Origin of the sequence: Micromonospora sp. M61 (assembly GCF_018070245.1) — a bacterium.
Lineage (GTDB): Bacteria > Actinomycetota > Actinomycetes > Mycobacteriales > Micromonosporaceae > Micromonospora > Micromonospora zamorensis.
Window position 1 is genome coordinate 21,918 of record NZ_JAGPYA010000067.1, and the last position, 13,826, is coordinate 35,743.

At 71.3% G+C, this 13,826-nt stretch carries 14 protein-coding genes; 10 read left to right on the plus strand and 4 right to left on the minus strand.

All coding sequences use genetic code 11. From position 1 onward, the window contains the following. Position 1: 1 nt before the first annotated feature. Positions 2-586 carry an RNA 2',3'-cyclic phosphodiesterase gene (thpR, locus tag KBX34_RS28230; RefSeq protein ID WP_210927976.1) on the plus strand — a complete coding sequence of 195 codons (585 nt, stop codon included), beginning with the start codon at positions 2-4 and terminating at the stop codon, positions 584-586. Here the strand turns inward: thpR and KBX34_RS28235 are convergent. Next, positions 556-1,362 (minus strand): helix-turn-helix domain-containing protein, encoded by an 807-nt coding sequence (locus tag KBX34_RS28235; RefSeq protein WP_210927978.1) that lies wholly within the window; start codon positions 1,360-1,362, stop codon positions 556-558. The two genes, thpR and KBX34_RS28235, sit on opposite strands and share 31 nt — an antisense overlap. A gap of 239 nt (positions 1,363-1,601) precedes the next feature. Here KBX34_RS28235 and KBX34_RS28240 point away from each other — a divergent pair, with 239 nt between their 5' ends. Both KBX34_RS28240 and KBX34_RS28245 read left to right on the plus strand, forming a co-directional pair. Beyond that, the gene (locus KBX34_RS28240) at positions 1,602-2,267 is read left to right on the plus strand and encodes a DUF4097 family beta strand repeat-containing protein (RefSeq protein ID WP_210927980.1); all 666 of its coding nucleotides are present in this window, start codon (positions 1,602-1,604) and stop codon (positions 2,265-2,267) included. Positions 2,268-2,304: 37 nt separating this feature from the next. Then, positions 2,305-3,135 carry an alpha/beta fold hydrolase gene (locus KBX34_RS28245; protein WP_210927982.1) on the plus strand — a complete coding sequence of 277 codons (831 nt, stop codon included), beginning with the start codon at positions 2,305-2,307 and terminating at the stop codon, positions 3,133-3,135. Positions 3,136-3,190: 55 nt separating this feature from the next. Here the strand turns inward: KBX34_RS28245 and sepH are convergent, their stop codons facing one another. The 3 genes from sepH to KBX34_RS28260 form a co-directional block, all read right to left on the minus strand. Continuing rightward, positions 3,191-4,270 carry a septation protein SepH gene (gene sepH / locus KBX34_RS28250; protein WP_088951230.1) on the minus strand — a complete coding sequence of 360 codons (1,080 nt, stop codon included), beginning with the start codon at positions 4,268-4,270 and terminating at the stop codon, positions 3,191-3,193. A gap of 185 nt (positions 4,271-4,455) precedes the next feature. After that, complete coding sequence (serC, locus tag KBX34_RS28255) at positions 4,456-5,583, minus strand: phosphoserine transaminase (protein WP_088951231.1); 1,128 nt, start codon at positions 5,581-5,583, stop codon at positions 4,456-4,458. Positions 5,584-5,789: 206 nt separating this feature from the next. Beyond that, complete coding sequence (locus tag KBX34_RS28260; protein ID WP_210792504.1) at positions 5,790-6,896, minus strand: citrate synthase 2; 1,107 nt, start codon at positions 6,894-6,896, stop codon at positions 5,790-5,792. Positions 6,897-7,174: 278 nt separating this feature from the next. On the opposite strand from KBX34_RS28260, the gene pdxH reads away from it, so the two are divergent. From pdxH to KBX34_RS28295, 7 genes are all read left to right on the plus strand, one after another. Then, a complete protein-coding gene (gene pdxH, locus KBX34_RS28265) occupies positions 7,175-7,804 on the plus strand; it encodes a pyridoxamine 5'-phosphate oxidase (protein ID WP_210927988.1) in 630 nt (209 codons plus the stop codon). Continuing rightward, on the plus strand, positions 7,801-9,099 hold the full coding sequence (locus KBX34_RS28270) for an MFS transporter (protein ID WP_088951232.1): 1,299 nt from the start codon (positions 7,801-7,803) through the stop codon (positions 9,097-9,099). Before pdxH ends, KBX34_RS28270 begins: the two co-directional genes overlap by 4 nt. 18 nt (positions 9,100-9,117) lie before the next feature. Then, positions 9,118-10,047, plus strand: coding sequence for an aldose 1-epimerase family protein (locus KBX34_RS28275; RefSeq protein ID WP_210927984.1), 930 nt, complete (start codon positions 9,118-9,120; stop codon positions 10,045-10,047). Next, entirely contained in the window at positions 10,047-10,649 is a 603-nt protein-coding gene (locus tag KBX34_RS28280; protein ID WP_210792502.1) for a nitroreductase family protein, read from the plus strand. Before KBX34_RS28275 ends, KBX34_RS28280 begins: the two co-directional genes overlap by 1 nt. A gap of 187 nt (positions 10,650-10,836) precedes the next feature. Then, entirely contained in the window at positions 10,837-11,142 is a 306-nt protein-coding gene (locus tag KBX34_RS28285; RefSeq protein ID WP_030329612.1) for a type II toxin-antitoxin system VapB family antitoxin, read from the plus strand. 44 nt (positions 11,143-11,186) lie between these two features. After that, positions 11,187-12,350 (plus strand): acyl-CoA dehydrogenase family protein, encoded by a 1,164-nt coding sequence (locus KBX34_RS28290; RefSeq protein ID WP_210792501.1) that lies wholly within the window; start codon positions 11,187-11,189, stop codon positions 12,348-12,350. A 145-nt stretch (positions 12,351-12,495) separates the two neighbouring features. Continuing rightward, complete coding sequence (locus KBX34_RS28295) at positions 12,496-13,311, plus strand: DUF4230 domain-containing protein (protein WP_210927986.1); 816 nt, start codon at positions 12,496-12,498, stop codon at positions 13,309-13,311. Positions 13,312-13,826: the final 515 nt, after the last annotated feature.

The window sequence follows — 13,826 nt, forward strand, 5'->3', positions numbered from 1 at the left end:
GTTGCGGCTCTTCGTCGCGGTCTACCCGCCCCCCGAGCCGGTCGGCCACCTCGGCGCGCAGGTCGCGCGACTACGGGTCGGCGCGGCGGCTGCCGCCGGCATCAACGTCCGGCTCGCCGATCCGGCCCATCTGCACGTCACCCTGGCCTTCCTCGGCGACGTCGAGGCGGCCCGGCTGGTCGAGGTGGAGAGCGCACTCGGGCTGGCCGCCGAGGGGTTCCACGACGGCCGGAACGCCCTGCCCCGGTTCAGCCTCGGTGGCGGTGGTCGGTTCGGTCAGGGCCGGTCCACTGTGCTCTGGGTGGGCCTGCGAGGTGAGGTCGAGGCACTGCACGTGCTCGCCGGGCTGGTCCGGTCCCGGTTGCGGCAGGCCCGGCTGCCGTGCGACGACGCCTGGCCGTTCCGCCCGCACCTGACCGTGGCCCGGCCGGGCGATCGGATGGACCTGGCCGACATCGAGGCGGACCAGGCCGACCTGGACGACTACCAGGGACCGGAGTGGCCGGCGACCGAGCTGCTGCTGATTCGCAGCCACCTCGACCCGCAACCATCGCGCTACGACCGGCTCGCCGCCTGGCCGCTCTGACCCGGCACTCTCGTCACGGCGGCCCCCGACTGATCCTGGTCCGGACTCGGCTGGGCAGTGACCGCCCCTGGTCTGCTGTGGAGGACCTCGCGGGCCTGTTCGGCGGCGCGGACGATGCTCTCGCTGATGAAGTCGAGGAAGCGGGCGATGTTCTCCAGGCGGGCGGCGGCCGGGGTGTGCGGACCGAGGAGGGCCACGCCCTGTCGTGCGGTCTCGACGAGCTGGTCGTTGGCTCGGGCGCTGGCGATCGTGGCCTGGTAGAAGAGCTCGTCATCGACGACGTATCTGTCACGGCGGCGTTCGTCGCGTTCGCGGCGGACCAGGCTCTGCCCCTCCAGGAAGGTGATCGCCTTGGAGATGGACGCCGGGCTGACCTGGAGGCGCCCAGCGAGCTCGGACGCGGTGAGGCTGCCCGAGTCGGTGATGAACAGGCAGGTCAACACACGGGCTGCCATCTTGCTCAGACCCGACGCCATGAGGACGGTGGTGAACGTTTCTTCGTATTCGGCCACGGCCTCGGCGTCACGGCCGTGGGGCTGGGGGACTGACTCCGTCGTGCGGGAGGAGGCCGACCTGCGTCGGTGGGCGCGGCGTTCGGTGGCGCGGTGGGCCAGGTCGGCGCGGTAGGCCAGAGGGCCGCCATTGCGCATCACCTCGCGGGTGATCGTCGAGGTGGGACGGTCGAGTCGTCGGGCGATCTCCGCGTAGGGGAGGTCGTCGACCAGCCCCAGCGCGATCTGCTGGCGCTCCTGCTGGGTGAGTCTGCCTCCCGGCATCGTGATCTCCCTGGTGATCCTTCGTGGGCGGCCCGTGGCGACTCCACCATAGCGTTCACTTCTGCTCTATTGCAACGCGAACGACCGGAGGCGTTGCGTTATCTTCTGGCTCGTTGCAACAACCGCGACGGATTTAGCTGGGAATACGCCTCTTCATCGCAACAGACCCGTTGCCGCTCTATGGAAAGCAACGTAGCGTTTCCGATATCAGAAACGCTTTACGAGCACGGGAGAGCATGATGAAGACGTTCGACACCCCCGCCCCGATCTCCGCCGTCCTGAACATCCCCGCCGGGCGCATCCAGCTCATCGCCGCGGACCGCGTCGACACGACGGTCGAGGTGCTGCCGACCGACCCCTCCAAGAGCCGCGACACCAGGGCCGCCGAGCAGACCACAGTCGCGTACGCCGACGGCGTCCTGCGGATCACGGCCGCGACCCCCGGCAACCCGCTCGTCGGTTCCTCCGGATCCGTGCAGGTCACCGTCCGGCTGCCTGCCGACTCCCGCGTCGACGCCAAGGCCGCCAGCGCCGAGCTGCGTGGTGTCGGGCGACTCGGCGACGTCACCTTCGACGGCGCGTACCGCCGGATCAAGATCGACGAGGCGGCGAGCGTGCGCCTCACCGCGATCGACGGCGACGTGGAGGTCGGCCGGCTCACCGGCCCTGCGGAGATCAGCACCGCGAGGGGCGACATCCGGATCGCCGAAGCCGTGCACGGCACCGTCGTGCTGACCACTCAGTCCGGCGACATCTCGGTCGGCGCGGCCGCAGGCGTGTCCGCCGCGCTGGACGCCGGCACCGGCCACGGCCGGGTCAGCAACGCCCTCAGGAACGACGGCTCCACCGCACTCGACATCCGCGCCACCACCTCCCACGGCGACATCACCGCCCGCAGCCTCTGATCCCGACCGAAACCCCGACGCGACCAGGAGTGCAGACATGCCAATGAACAACGCTTCGGCCCCGAGTTCGTCCTGGACCGGCATGGTGCCGGTCGACGACACGGCCCTGGCCGTCACCGACACCGGCGGTCCCGGGGTCCCCGTGGTCTACCTCAACGGCCAGTTCGCCACCCAGGGATACTGGCGGCGGGTCATCGCCGAACTGGGCACCGGGTGGCGGCACATCACCTACGACGAGCGGGCTCGCGGCAGGAAGTCGAAGCGCTCAGCGGACTATTCCTTCGAGGCGGCCGTCCGGGATGTCGATGCCGTCCTCGCCGCTCGGGGCGTGCACCGCGCGCTCGTGGTGGGCTGGTCCTACGGAGCTGTTGTCGGGGCGCACTGGGTCAGCCGCAACCCGGAGCGTGCCCTGGGCGCGGTCCTGGTCGACGGCGCGTTCCCGCACGACTGGCTCGACGAGGCCATGGCGCAACGGATCCGCAAGATGTTCCGACGGATGAACCTCTTCATGCCGCTGCTGCGCCCGACCGGCCTGACCCCTCGGATGAACGCCGACCAGATGGCCGACAGCAACATCGAACTCGGCAGGCTCTCCCGCGAGCGCGAGTTGGGCCCCGTGCTGGACACCATCACCGTGCCGGTGCGGTACGTGGTCGCCTCGGGGACGTCCCTGGGGAGCCGCGGTGACGAGCAGGAACAGATCCGCGCCAGCCTCGACGCGGTGACCGCCCGGAACCCGCACATCCGGATCGGGGCGAAGGTCGCCAGCAACCACGGTGCGATCCTCAAGAAGGACTTCCCGGCCGTCGCCGAGGCCGTACGCGAGGTCGCCGGCCTCGACCGCGGGGACGCCGAAGGCCGTCGATGAGGCTTACGTGTTTCGCGTTGACGGGTGGCGAACCGCCACCCGTCAACGCGAAGCGTCAGGAGGACTCGCGTGCGGCCGGGCCGCTGCCGAAGAGGACGTCGTCCCAGCTCGGCAGCCGCTTACGCGGCTTGCCGTTGGCATCGGTGGACTCGCCGCCAGCGGCAGCCGCAGCGCCCGTCCGGCGGGGCCGCAGCACCGCCAGCGACGGCACGGCCGGCACCTCCTTGGGCGCGTCCGAGTCGTCGTCGAAGGCCGACCCCTGGCCGCCGCCGAGCAACGCGGCGGCACCCCCGCCGACCGGCCGCTGCCGGGGCGCGTCCGAGCCGGCGAGAGCAGCCGGGGTACGCGGTTCCAGACCACGGCCCGACGAGGCGCCGAGTGGGCGGTCCAGTGAGGCGAGCAACGCATCGCGGCCAGCGCGGATCGGATCCCGACCGGGACGCGGGTGCTCGGATGCCGCCGGCAACCCGTGCCCACCTCGGCTCGGCTCACCGCGCGACGGACCGGGCAGGGCATGCCCGCCCCGCTCCGGTGCGGGCTCCTGACCGAGGATCGGCGTGGGCCGCTCGGCGCACAGATACTGCGCCATGTCGTCGTGCGGGGCGACCGACTGCCGGGTCTTGTCGAGATCCCAGATGGCCTGCGCGGTGGCCTTGCCGGACGGCCAGGTGGCGATGATCCGCCAGGTGCCGTCATCACGCCGGTATGCGTCCCAGGAAATCTTCTCGGTGTCGATGCCGTGCTGGCTCAGCCGACCGTTGACCACCTCGGCGAGCGGGGTGGGCTTTTCCGCTCCCTTGAGGCGGGTGCGGCGGGCATGCTGCGCGAGCATCGCCCGCTCCTGGAGGACCGGGCCGGCATAGCGCAGCACCCGGTCGACCGGCACACCGGCGATCCGGGCGACATCCTCGGCGGATTCACCGGAGCGGATGCGGGCCTGGATGTCCCGCGGGGACAGTGAGGGAATCGGATCGGCTGCGGTCGGCGCCGCCGCGAGCGGCGGCGAACCGGGCTCCGCGTGCAGCGCACCGGAGATCCGTTCGTCGATCGGCAGGGCGAGCAACCGCCCGACCTCGTCGGCGAGAACCAGAGCATGGCCGTCCTCGGAGAGGGCGACGAAGCGTACTGGGCGCATAGCGTTGCCTCCGTCCCGCTTCGCTGGCCGCACGCCACGAGTCGGCCACCCAGGCGTCTCGGACCACCGTACGCGCATCTGTCTCGGGGTGGGGGAAGCGACACCCCGCATGTCGTGACTGAGCTGCGGCAATGATCACGGTCGGGGGGGGTGGATGCCCCCACCCACACCCACCGTGACGAACGTCAGAGTCGCTCGACCACGTAGTCGATGGACGCGGTCAGCGCCTCGACATCGGCCGGCTCGATGGCCGGGAACAGCGCCATCCGGAGCTGGTTGCGGCCGAGCTTGCGGTACGGCTCGGTGTCCACGATGCCGTTGGCGCGCAGCGCCTTCGCGATCGCGGTGGCGTCCACCTCGTCGGCAAAGTCGATCGTGGCGACCACGTTGGAGCGCAGTGCCGGGTCGCCGACGAACGGGGAGGCCACGCTGGAACGCTCCGCCCAGCCGTACACCGTGGCGGCACTTTCGGCGGTGCGCTTGGCCGCCCAGGCCAGGCCACCCTGCGCGTTCATCCAGTCGGTCTGCTCGGCGGCCAGGAAGATGGTGGCCAGCGCCGGAGTGTTGTAGGTCTGCTCCAGCCGCGAGTTGTCGATCGCGGTGACCAGGTCGAGGAAGGCGGGGATGTAGCGCCCGGACGCCTTGATCTCGGCGGCCCGGTCCAGCGCGGCCGGTGACATCAGGGCCAGCCAGAGGCCGCCGTCGGAGCCGAAGCACTTCTGCGGGGCGAAGTAGTAGACGTCGGTCTCGCCGACGTTGACCTCCAGGCCACCCGCGCCGGAGGTCGCGTCGACCAGCAGCAACGCGCCCTCGTCCGCGCCGGCCACCCGGCTGATCGGGACCGCCACACCGGTCGAGGTCTCGTTCTGCGGCGTCGCGTACGCGTCCACGCCGGACTCGGCGACCAGCGTCGGCGCGCTGCCCGCGTCGGCCTTGCGGACGGTCGGCTCGCCCAGGAACGGCGCGTCCTTGACCGACTTGGCGAACTTGGCACCGAACTCGCCGAAGCTGGCGAACTGGGCGCGGTCGCGAATCAGGCCGAAGGTGGCGACCTCCCAGAACGCGGTGGTGCCACCGTTGCCGATCACGACCTCGTAGCCCTCGGGCAGCGAGAAGAACTCGGCGATGCCGGAGCGCAGTCGCGCCACCTGGTCGCGGACCGTCTTCTGCCGGTGCGAGGTGCCCAGGTAGCTCGTCGCGACCTCGGCAAGGGCGGACACCGCCGCTGGGCGGACCTTGGACGGGCCACAGCCGAAACGTCCGTCGGCGGGCTTGATGTCATCGGGAATCCGGATGGTCGGTGCGTCAGCCACGGTCTTGAAGATCCTTCCGCAAGGGCGAGGGCGGGCCCGGCGACACTGCCGGCCCTCATCCTCGCACCCGGACCCATCGGTGGAAGCCGGGCCCCCGAGGGCAGGTCTGAGGCCTTCGCCACACCCGGCGTCCTCAGCGCGCCCAGAGGTACGAAAGGGGGCCCCTCCTCGACGGCAGGCGTCGAGAAGGGGCCCCCTCGTGTCAATCAGACGCCGTGCGGGATGGCGGCCCAGCCCTCGACGTCGGACGGCTTGCGGGTCTCCGGGCCGACGTAGCGGGCGGACGGGCGCACCAGCCGCTGAAGGCGCTTCTGCTCCAGGATGTGCGCGCTCCAGCCGCCCATCCGCGCGCAGGTGAACATCGAGGTGAACATGTGCGCCGGCACCTCGGCGAAGTCCAGCACCACGGCCGACCAGAACTCGACGTTGGTGGCCAGCACCCGGTCCGGGCGGCGGGCCTGCAACTCGGCGAGGGCGGCCTTCTCCAGTGCCTCGGCGATCTCGAAGCGCGGCGCGCCCAGCTCCTTGGCCGTGCGCCGCAGCACGCGGGCGCGCGGGTCCTCGGCCCGGTAGACGCGGTGGCCGAAGCCCATCAACCGCTCACCGCGGTCGAGGACGCCCTTGACGTAACCCTCGGCGTCGCCGCTGCGCTCCACCGCCTCCAGCATGCTGAGCACGCGGGACGGTGCGCCGCCGTGCAGCGGGCCGGAGAGGGCGCCGATGCCCGACGAGATGCAGGCAGCCGCGTCCGCCCCGGTGGAGGCGACGATGCGGGCGGTGAAGGTGGACGCGTTCAGGCCGTGCTCGGCGGCCGAGATGAAGTACGCGTCGACGGCCTTGACGTGCCGCGGGTCGGGTTCGCCGCGCCAACGCTTCATGAACCGCTCGACGATGGTCTGCGCCTTGTCGATCTCCTTCTGCGGCACCGCCGGGAGGCCGAGGCCCCGGGCGGACTGGGCGACGAAGGAGAGCGCGGTCACCGACACCCGGGCGAGGTCTTCGCGGGCCTGCTCGTCGGAGATGTCCAGCAGTTGGTCGAGCCCCCAGTACGGGGCCAGCATGGCGACCGCGGACTGCACGTCGACGCGGATGTCGCCGGAGTGCACCGGCACCGGGAACGGCTCCGCCGGCGGCAGGCCCGGTCCGAAGCGGCCGTCCACCAGCAGCGCCCAGACGTTTCCGAACGACACCTGCCCGATCAGATCCTCGATGTCGACCCCGCGATAGCGCAGCGCGCCGCCCTCACGGTCAGGTTCGGCGATCTCGGTCTCGAAGGCGACGACGCCCTCCAGCCCGGGTTTGAAATCAGCCATGTCGCTCTCCTGGATCTGGTCGGTGCGCCCGAACAGCTCATCCGGCCGGTCGGCCGGGCGCCTTAGGCGACCCTCAGGGATGTGTTCGCAACATCTTGCCTGCTGAGTAAGGGATACGCGACCCGCTGCGACTGTGCTGCACGCGACATCCCCGGGCGCGCAATCTCCGCTGGACTCGGTGAGACTGGGCACTGCGTGCTGGCCAGCGCGGGAGGGCGTTGGCGGGGCCGCCGAGAAGGAGTGGGCACGTGACGGGTGACACACCCGCCCCGGCTGCGATGCGTAACGAGTACGCCGCGGACCTGGGCCTGACCGAGGCTGACCTGGCCGCCGACTGGCACACCCAGTTCGCCAGCTGGTTCGCCGACGCGGTGGCCTTCGGGCTACCCGAACCGAACGCGATGGTGGTGGGCACCGCGGACCCGGCCGGTCGGCCGAGCGGTCGGACGGTGCTGCTGAAGGGGTACGACCCCGAGGGGTTCGTCTTCTTCACCAACCACCTGTCGCGCAAGGGCGTCGAGGCGACCGCCAACCCGTACGCCAGCCTGGTCTTTCCGTGGTTTCCCATGCAGCGTCAGGTGGTGGTCGCCGGGCGGGTCGCGCCGGTCGACCGCGCGACGAGCGAGGCGTACTTCACCAGCCGGCCGCGCGGCTCCCAGTTGGGCGCCTGGGCCAGCCCGCAGTCGCAGGTGGTGTCGGGCCGGGCCGAGCTGGAGGAGAGCTACCGGGAGGTGGCCGAGCGGTTCGCCGACGAGGACGTGATCCCGACGCCGGCGCACTGGGGTGGGTTGCGGGTCCACCCCGAGTCGGTGGAGTTCTGGCAGGGGCGGGCCGGCCGGTTGCACGATCGGCTCCGCTTCCGTCGTCTCGACGAGGGCGGTTGGATCGTCGAGCGGTTGGCGCCGTGACAGATGTGCAGGAGGCTCGGCCGCGCGGAGCGCGCCGCTGGGCCCTCGACGTACGCCCGCTGCGCGTGCCCGCGTACCGACGGCTCTGGCTCGGCAACACCGTGGCGATGTTCGGCTTCCAGTTCACGGCCGTCGCGGTGCCGGTGGAGATGTACGCCCTGACCAGGGACTCCCTCTGGGTCGGCTTGCTGGGCGTGGCGGCCTTCGTACCGTTGCTGGTCTTCGGGCTCTGGGGAGGCGCGGTCGCCGACGCCCGCGACCGCCGCGCGGTGCTGCTCGGCGGCTCATTGTTGCTCTGGGCATCCACCCTCGGGCTGCTGGTCCAGGCACTGCTGAACGTGGGCAGCCCGGTGCTCCTGTTGGCGCTGATGGCGTTGCAGTCGGTGGCGTTCGCGATCAGCTCGCCGGCCCGCAGTGCCATGCTGCCCCGACTGGTCCCGGACGACCTCGTCCCGGCCGCCGCCACCCTGAACTACACGACCTTCACCGCCGCCTCGGTGGCCGGCCCGCTGGCCGCGGGCCTGATCCTCGCCGCGTCGCCGGACACCGCTGTGGTCCTGCCGATTGCGTACGGGGTGGACGCGCTGCTGTTCACCGCGATGCTCTGGGCGGCGCTGCGCCTGCCCTCGCTGCCGCCCGAGCCGAGCGCCGACGGTCAGGCCCGGCGAGCCGGCCTGGCCAGTGTCATCGACGGATTCCGCTACCTGGCCACCACACCCGTACTCCTGCTGTCCTTCGGGGTGGACCTGATCGCGATGATCCTCGCCATGCCGCGGGCGCTCTTTCCGGAGATCGCCCACGAACGGTTCGGCGGTGGTGGGTCCGTCGGCCTGCTCTACAGCGCCATCGCGATCGGCTCGATGATCGGTGGGCTGACCTCCGGTTGGATCGGCCGGCTCCGCCGGCAAGGGCTCGGCCTGGTGCTCGCGGTGGTGGGTTGGGGCCTGGCGATCGCCGCGGCCGGGCTGGCCCAGCAGCTCTGGCTGATGGTCGCGCTGCTCGCCGTTGCCGGGGCCGCCGACCTGATCAGCGCGGTGCTGCGCCAGTCGATGCTGCTGGTCTACGCACCGGACCGGATGCGCGGCCGGCTCCAGGGCGTCAACACGGTCGTGGTGGCGGGTGGCCCACGTTTGGGCGACCTCCGGGCCGGCACCATGGCCGCCGGGTTCGGCGGCGGGGTGGCCTGGGTGGCCGGCGGGCTCGCCTCGGCGGTGCTCGTGGTCGTGCTCGCGGTGGCGTTCCCGGCACTGCTGCGCTACCGGGCCACTACCGCGTCGAGCAACGACCGGGCCTGACCGGTTAGGGTCGCCGGCATGGAAAGCCCCGATCAGCGCCCGTTCTCCGGCGCCCAGTGGACCATCTCCGCCGCCGGTCATGAGGCCGTCATCGTGGAGGTGGGCGGTGGGCTCCGGACGTACCGGCACGACGGTGTCGACCTGGTCGACGGGTACCAGACCGACGAGGTGTGCCCCGGCTGCGCCGGGCAGGTGCTGGCACCCTGGCCGAACCGGATCCGCGATGGCCGCTACGCGTTCGGGGAGCGGGCGCTCCAGCTCCCGCTGACCGAGCCGGAGCGGCACGTGGCCATCCACGGGCTGGTCAACTGGGTGCCGTGGCGTCTGCTGGAGCAGTCGGAGGCCGCGGTGACCCTCGGCTACGACCTGCCGCCGCAGCCCGGCTACCCGTGGCCGTTGCGGCTGCTCAGCCGGTGGAGCGTCGGCGCGGACGGGCTGCGCGCCGAGCACGAGGTGACCAACATCGGCGGGGAGGCCGCGCCGTTCGGCTTCTCCGTGCACCCGTACCTGCAGCTGCCGGGCGTCGCGGTCGACGACCTGGTCATGCGGCTTCCGACCCGTACCCGGTTGTTGGTGGACGGTCGGCTGCTGCCGGTCGGCGCGACCCCGGTGGCCGGGACGGAGTACGACTGGACCAGCCCGCGCCGGATCGGTGCCGCCGAGCTGGATCTCTGCTTCGGCGAGGTGATCCGCGACGCTGACGGCGGCTCGTCGGTGGGCCTGTCCGCGCCGGACGGTTCGGCGGGGGTGAGCATCTGGGCGGACGCGGAGTTCGGCTGGTGGCAGGTGTTCACCGGGGACGCGCTCACCGGTGACCGGCACCGCCGCTCGGTGGCGATCGAGCCGATGACCTGCCCGCCGGACGCGTTCCGCTCGGGCCGGGACGTGCTCACGCTCAAGCCTGCTACGACCTGGCGGGGTGCCTGGGGCATCCGGCCCGGGGCCTGATGGAGTTCGCCGAGGTCGTCCGGCGTCGGCGGATGGTGCGCAACTACGACCCGGACCGCCCCGTCCCGCCCGACGTGGTGGACCGGCTGCTCGACCACGCGGTCCGCGCACCGTCGGCCGGGTTCGCTCAGGGCTGGGGTTTCCTGGTCCTGGAGGAGCCGGCCGACCGGGAGCGGTTCTGGGCGGCCACCACACCGGACGGCGGTGGGCGGGAGCGCTGGCTGGCCGGGATGCGCCGGGCACCACTGATCGTGGTGCCGCACGCCAACGCGTCGGCCTACCTGCGGCGGTACGCGGAGCCGGACAAGGGGTGGACGGACCAATCCACCGACCGCTGGCCGGTGCCGTACTGGCACGTGGACACCGGCTTCGCGGCCCTGCTGATGTTGCTGACCGCCGTGGACGAAGGGCTGGGGGCCTGTTTCTTCGGCATTCCGCCGCAGCAACTCGCCCCCTACCGCGACGCGTTCGGTGTGCCGGAGGAATACCAGCCCGTCGGTGCCGTCACAATCGGTTACCGAGCAGCGGACCATCGGTCACCGTCGCTGCGCCGGGGGCGTCGTCCGATGGACGAGGTGGTGCGGCGCGGCCGGTGGAGTTGAGCACCCCGTCCCGTTTGTCCGCTTGAGGATCGGACGACCGGTAGCGAAACTGACATCAGGGAGCGAAACGCGTCGTGCGCGGGGCGGCTAGGCTGGCACGGTCATCGGTGCCGCGCCGCGCGGTGCCCGCCGCGGCCCGGCTCGGCGCCGTCGGTCGGCCCGGCCACGGGGAGGGGAGCGTGCCGTCGTGATCTTCAGAGCGGTCCGGGACGGGCGTCCCTATCCGGAACACAATCTGACGCTCAAGCAGTGGGCGGAGATTCCGCCCCGGCCACTGCGCCTGGACCAGATGATCACCACCAAGCGTGAGCTGGCGCTCGACAAGCTGCTCGCCGAGGACTCCACCTTCTACGGTGACCTCTTCCCGCACGTCGTGCAGTGGAACGGCGGGCTCTACCTTGAGGACGGGCTGCACCGCGCGTTGCGGGCCGCCCTGCAGCAGCGCAACCAGATCCACGCCCGGGTGCTGGTGCTCTCCGAGCCGATCGAGTGACAAGCCCTTCTGTCGCTCGCTGAACCTTCGTTAGGGTGGCGTCCATGACCGCTGCGCTGGACCTGCTCGATCTGGACCCGTCGCTCACCGACGAAGAGCGACAGATCCGCGACGTCGTCCGCCAACTCGTCGACGACCGGGTGCGCCCGCACGTCGCCGACTGGTACGAACAGGGCCAGGTGCCCGCCCGCGAGCTGGCCCGGGAGTTCGGCAAGCTCGGCCTGCTCGGCATGCACCTCACCGGCTACGGCTGCGCTGGCGCCTCCGCCGTCGCGTACGGCCTGGCCTGCCAGGAGCTGGAGGCCGGCGACTCCGGCCTCCGATCCCTGGTCTCGGTGCAGGGCTCGCTCGCCATGTACGCCATCTGGCGCTACGGCAGCGAGGAGCAGAAGCAACGCTGGCTGCCGTCGATGGCCACCGGCGAGGCGATCGGCTGCTTCGGCCTGACCGAGCCGGACCACGGCTCCGACCCCGCCTCGATGACCACCCGCGCCCGCCGCGACGGCGACGACTGGGTGCTCACCGGCGCCAAGATGTGGATCACCAACGCGCCGATCGCCGACGCCGCGGTGATCTGGGCGCGCACCGACGAGGGCGTGCGGGGTTTCCTCGTACCCATGGACACGCCCGGTGTCACGGCCCGGGAGATCCGCCGCAAGATGTCGCTGCGCGCGTCGGTGACCGGCGAGATCGCGCTCGACGACGTCCGGCTCCCGGCGGACGCCCAACTGCCCGAGGCGATCGGGCTCAAGGCGCCGCTGAGCTGTCTCACCGAGGCCCGGTACGGCATCGTCTGGGGCGCGGTGGGCGCCGCCCGTGACTGCCTGGAAACCACCCTGGCGTACGCCACCACCCGCACCCAGTTCGGTCGCCCGCTGGCCGGCTTCCAGCTCACCCAGGCGAAACTCGCCGACATGGCCGTCGAGCTGGTGAAGGGGCAACTGCTCGCGCTGCACCTCGGCCGGCTCGCCGACGCCGACCGGTTGCGACCCGAGCAGGTCAGCGTGGGCAAGCTGAACAACGTGCGGGAGGCCCTGGCCATCGCCCGGCAGTGCCGCACCATCCTCGGTGCCAACGGTGTCTCCGGCGAATACCCGATCATGCGGCACGCCAACAACCTGGAGAGCGTGCTGACGTACGAGGGCACCTCCGAAATCCACCAGCTGGTCGTCGGGCAGCGACTCACCGGGATCTCCGCGTTCGCGTGACCTGCGCTCGCGTGACCTGCCCGCGTGCTGACCTGCCCGCGCGTGACCTGCCCGTTTGTGCTTTCCGGCCGCTCGACGCGCGGCTGTCGTACGGGGGCCGTACCGTCATTGACAGACGACGTGTCTGACGAGGACGGTGAGCGTGATGGCCCGCGACGCTGGCATCAACGAGCCCACGAGGGAGTTTCCCGGTTACCCGACCGGTGACGATCTCAAGGAGCGGTCGGCCGCGACACCCGAGCCGACCATGGACACACCGGGTGGCCCCGGTAGCCCGACGGGTGGCCCGATGGGCGGCAGCGGTGGCCCGACGGGTGGTGGTGGCGGGGCCCGTGGCCTGCTCCTGCTGCTCGGCGCCGCCGCGCTGGCCGTGGTGGTGCTGCTCGGCATCCAGGCGACCGGCATCCTGCCGGATTTCCGCAACCCGTTCGCCAAGGAGCAGACCGACCGCAGCCAGCCACCACTGCTGAAGTCGATCCAGGACCTCAGCCGCTACGTGGCGGCCGAAGGCAACTTCCAGGTCGTGGTCGACACCCAGAACGACCGGCGCAACGTTCCCGACTTCCTGCTCAACGAGCGCACCCTGTTCGTCGGGGCCGGCAGCGTCGAGGCGTACGTCGACTTCACCAAGATCGGTGAGGGTGCCGTCGTCCAGTCCGCCGACGGCAAGTCCGTCGAGATCAAACTGCCCGCCCCGCAGCTCGGCCAGACCAACCTCGACATGGAGAAGAGCTACGTCTTCGCGGAGCAGCGCGGTCTGCTCAACCGGCTCGGTGACCTGGTCGGCAACGATCCCAACCGGCAGCAGCAGGTCTACCAGCTCGCCGAGGAGCGGATCACCGCCGCCGCCCGCGACAGCGGTCTCTCCGCCCGAGCCGAGGAAAACACCCGCAAGATGCTGGAGGGGCTGCTGCGCTCCCTCGGCTACCAACAGATCACGGTCACCTACACGGCTCCCTGACCGGCGACAATCCAACCGCGGAAGCGCCCGCCCCGACGTCCGTCGGAGCGGGCGCTTCTCCATCAGGACCGCTCGCATTCGCGGCTGGTAGCCCACGCTGGCAGTCGCAGCTGGCATTCGCCGTCGGCGGTCGCAGCTGGCGGTCGCCGGTGGCAGCCCTTGCTGTCAGCCCGCTGTGTGAGTCGCCGTCGGCAGCCGTTGTTAGTCGCCGCTGGCATTCGCTGTCGGTAGTCGCTGTCGTGCATTCGGCGTCGGCATTCGCTGTCGGTGGTCGCGTCGTTCACGCGGTCGGCATTCGCCTGCCGTTTTGCCGGCGGTCTGCAGCGCGTCTGAGTGCTGAACCCTGCCGTTCGTCCGTCTGCCGCCTCTCGTGGCGCGTTCGTGCTCTGGGGGCAGGCCCGCGCTCTGCCGAGCGGCGTGAGCGCTCCATGATCCACTCGGGTTTGCTGAATTCGGGGTATTACCGGCACCCGGACGCCGCGTAATCAGCAAACCCGAGTGGATCAACGGCGAGG

Coding starts and splice junctions, on each gene's coding strand:
- KBX34_RS28235 (WP_210927978.1), bottom strand. CDS start 1,362: ATGCCGGGAGGCAGACTCACCCAGCAGGAGCGCCAGCAGATCGCGCTG.
- pdxH (WP_210927988.1), top strand. CDS start 7,175: ATGCGTAACGAGTACGCCGCGGACCTGGGCCTGACCGAGGCTGACCTG.
- KBX34_RS28290 (WP_210792501.1), top strand. CDS start 11,187: ATGACCGCTGCGCTGGACCTGCTCGATCTGGACCCGTCGCTCACCGAC.
- KBX34_RS28280 (WP_210792502.1), top strand. CDS start 10,047: ATGGAGTTCGCCGAGGTCGTCCGGCGTCGGCGGATGGTGCGCAACTAC.
- KBX34_RS28275 (WP_210927984.1), top strand. CDS start 9,118: ATGGAAAGCCCCGATCAGCGCCCGTTCTCCGGCGCCCAGTGGACCATC.
- KBX34_RS28245 (WP_210927982.1), top strand. CDS start 2,305: ATGCCAATGAACAACGCTTCGGCCCCGAGTTCGTCCTGGACCGGCATG.
- KBX34_RS28295 (WP_210927986.1), top strand. CDS start 12,496: ATGGCCCGCGACGCTGGCATCAACGAGCCCACGAGGGAGTTTCCCGGT.
- KBX34_RS28260 (WP_210792504.1), bottom strand. CDS start 6,896: ATGGCTGATTTCAAACCCGGGCTGGAGGGCGTCGTCGCCTTCGAGACC.
- KBX34_RS28240 (WP_210927980.1), top strand. CDS start 1,602: ATGAAGACGTTCGACACCCCCGCCCCGATCTCCGCCGTCCTGAACATC.
- sepH (WP_088951230.1), bottom strand. CDS start 4,270: ATGCGCCCAGTACGCTTCGTCGCCCTCTCCGAGGACGGCCATGCTCTG.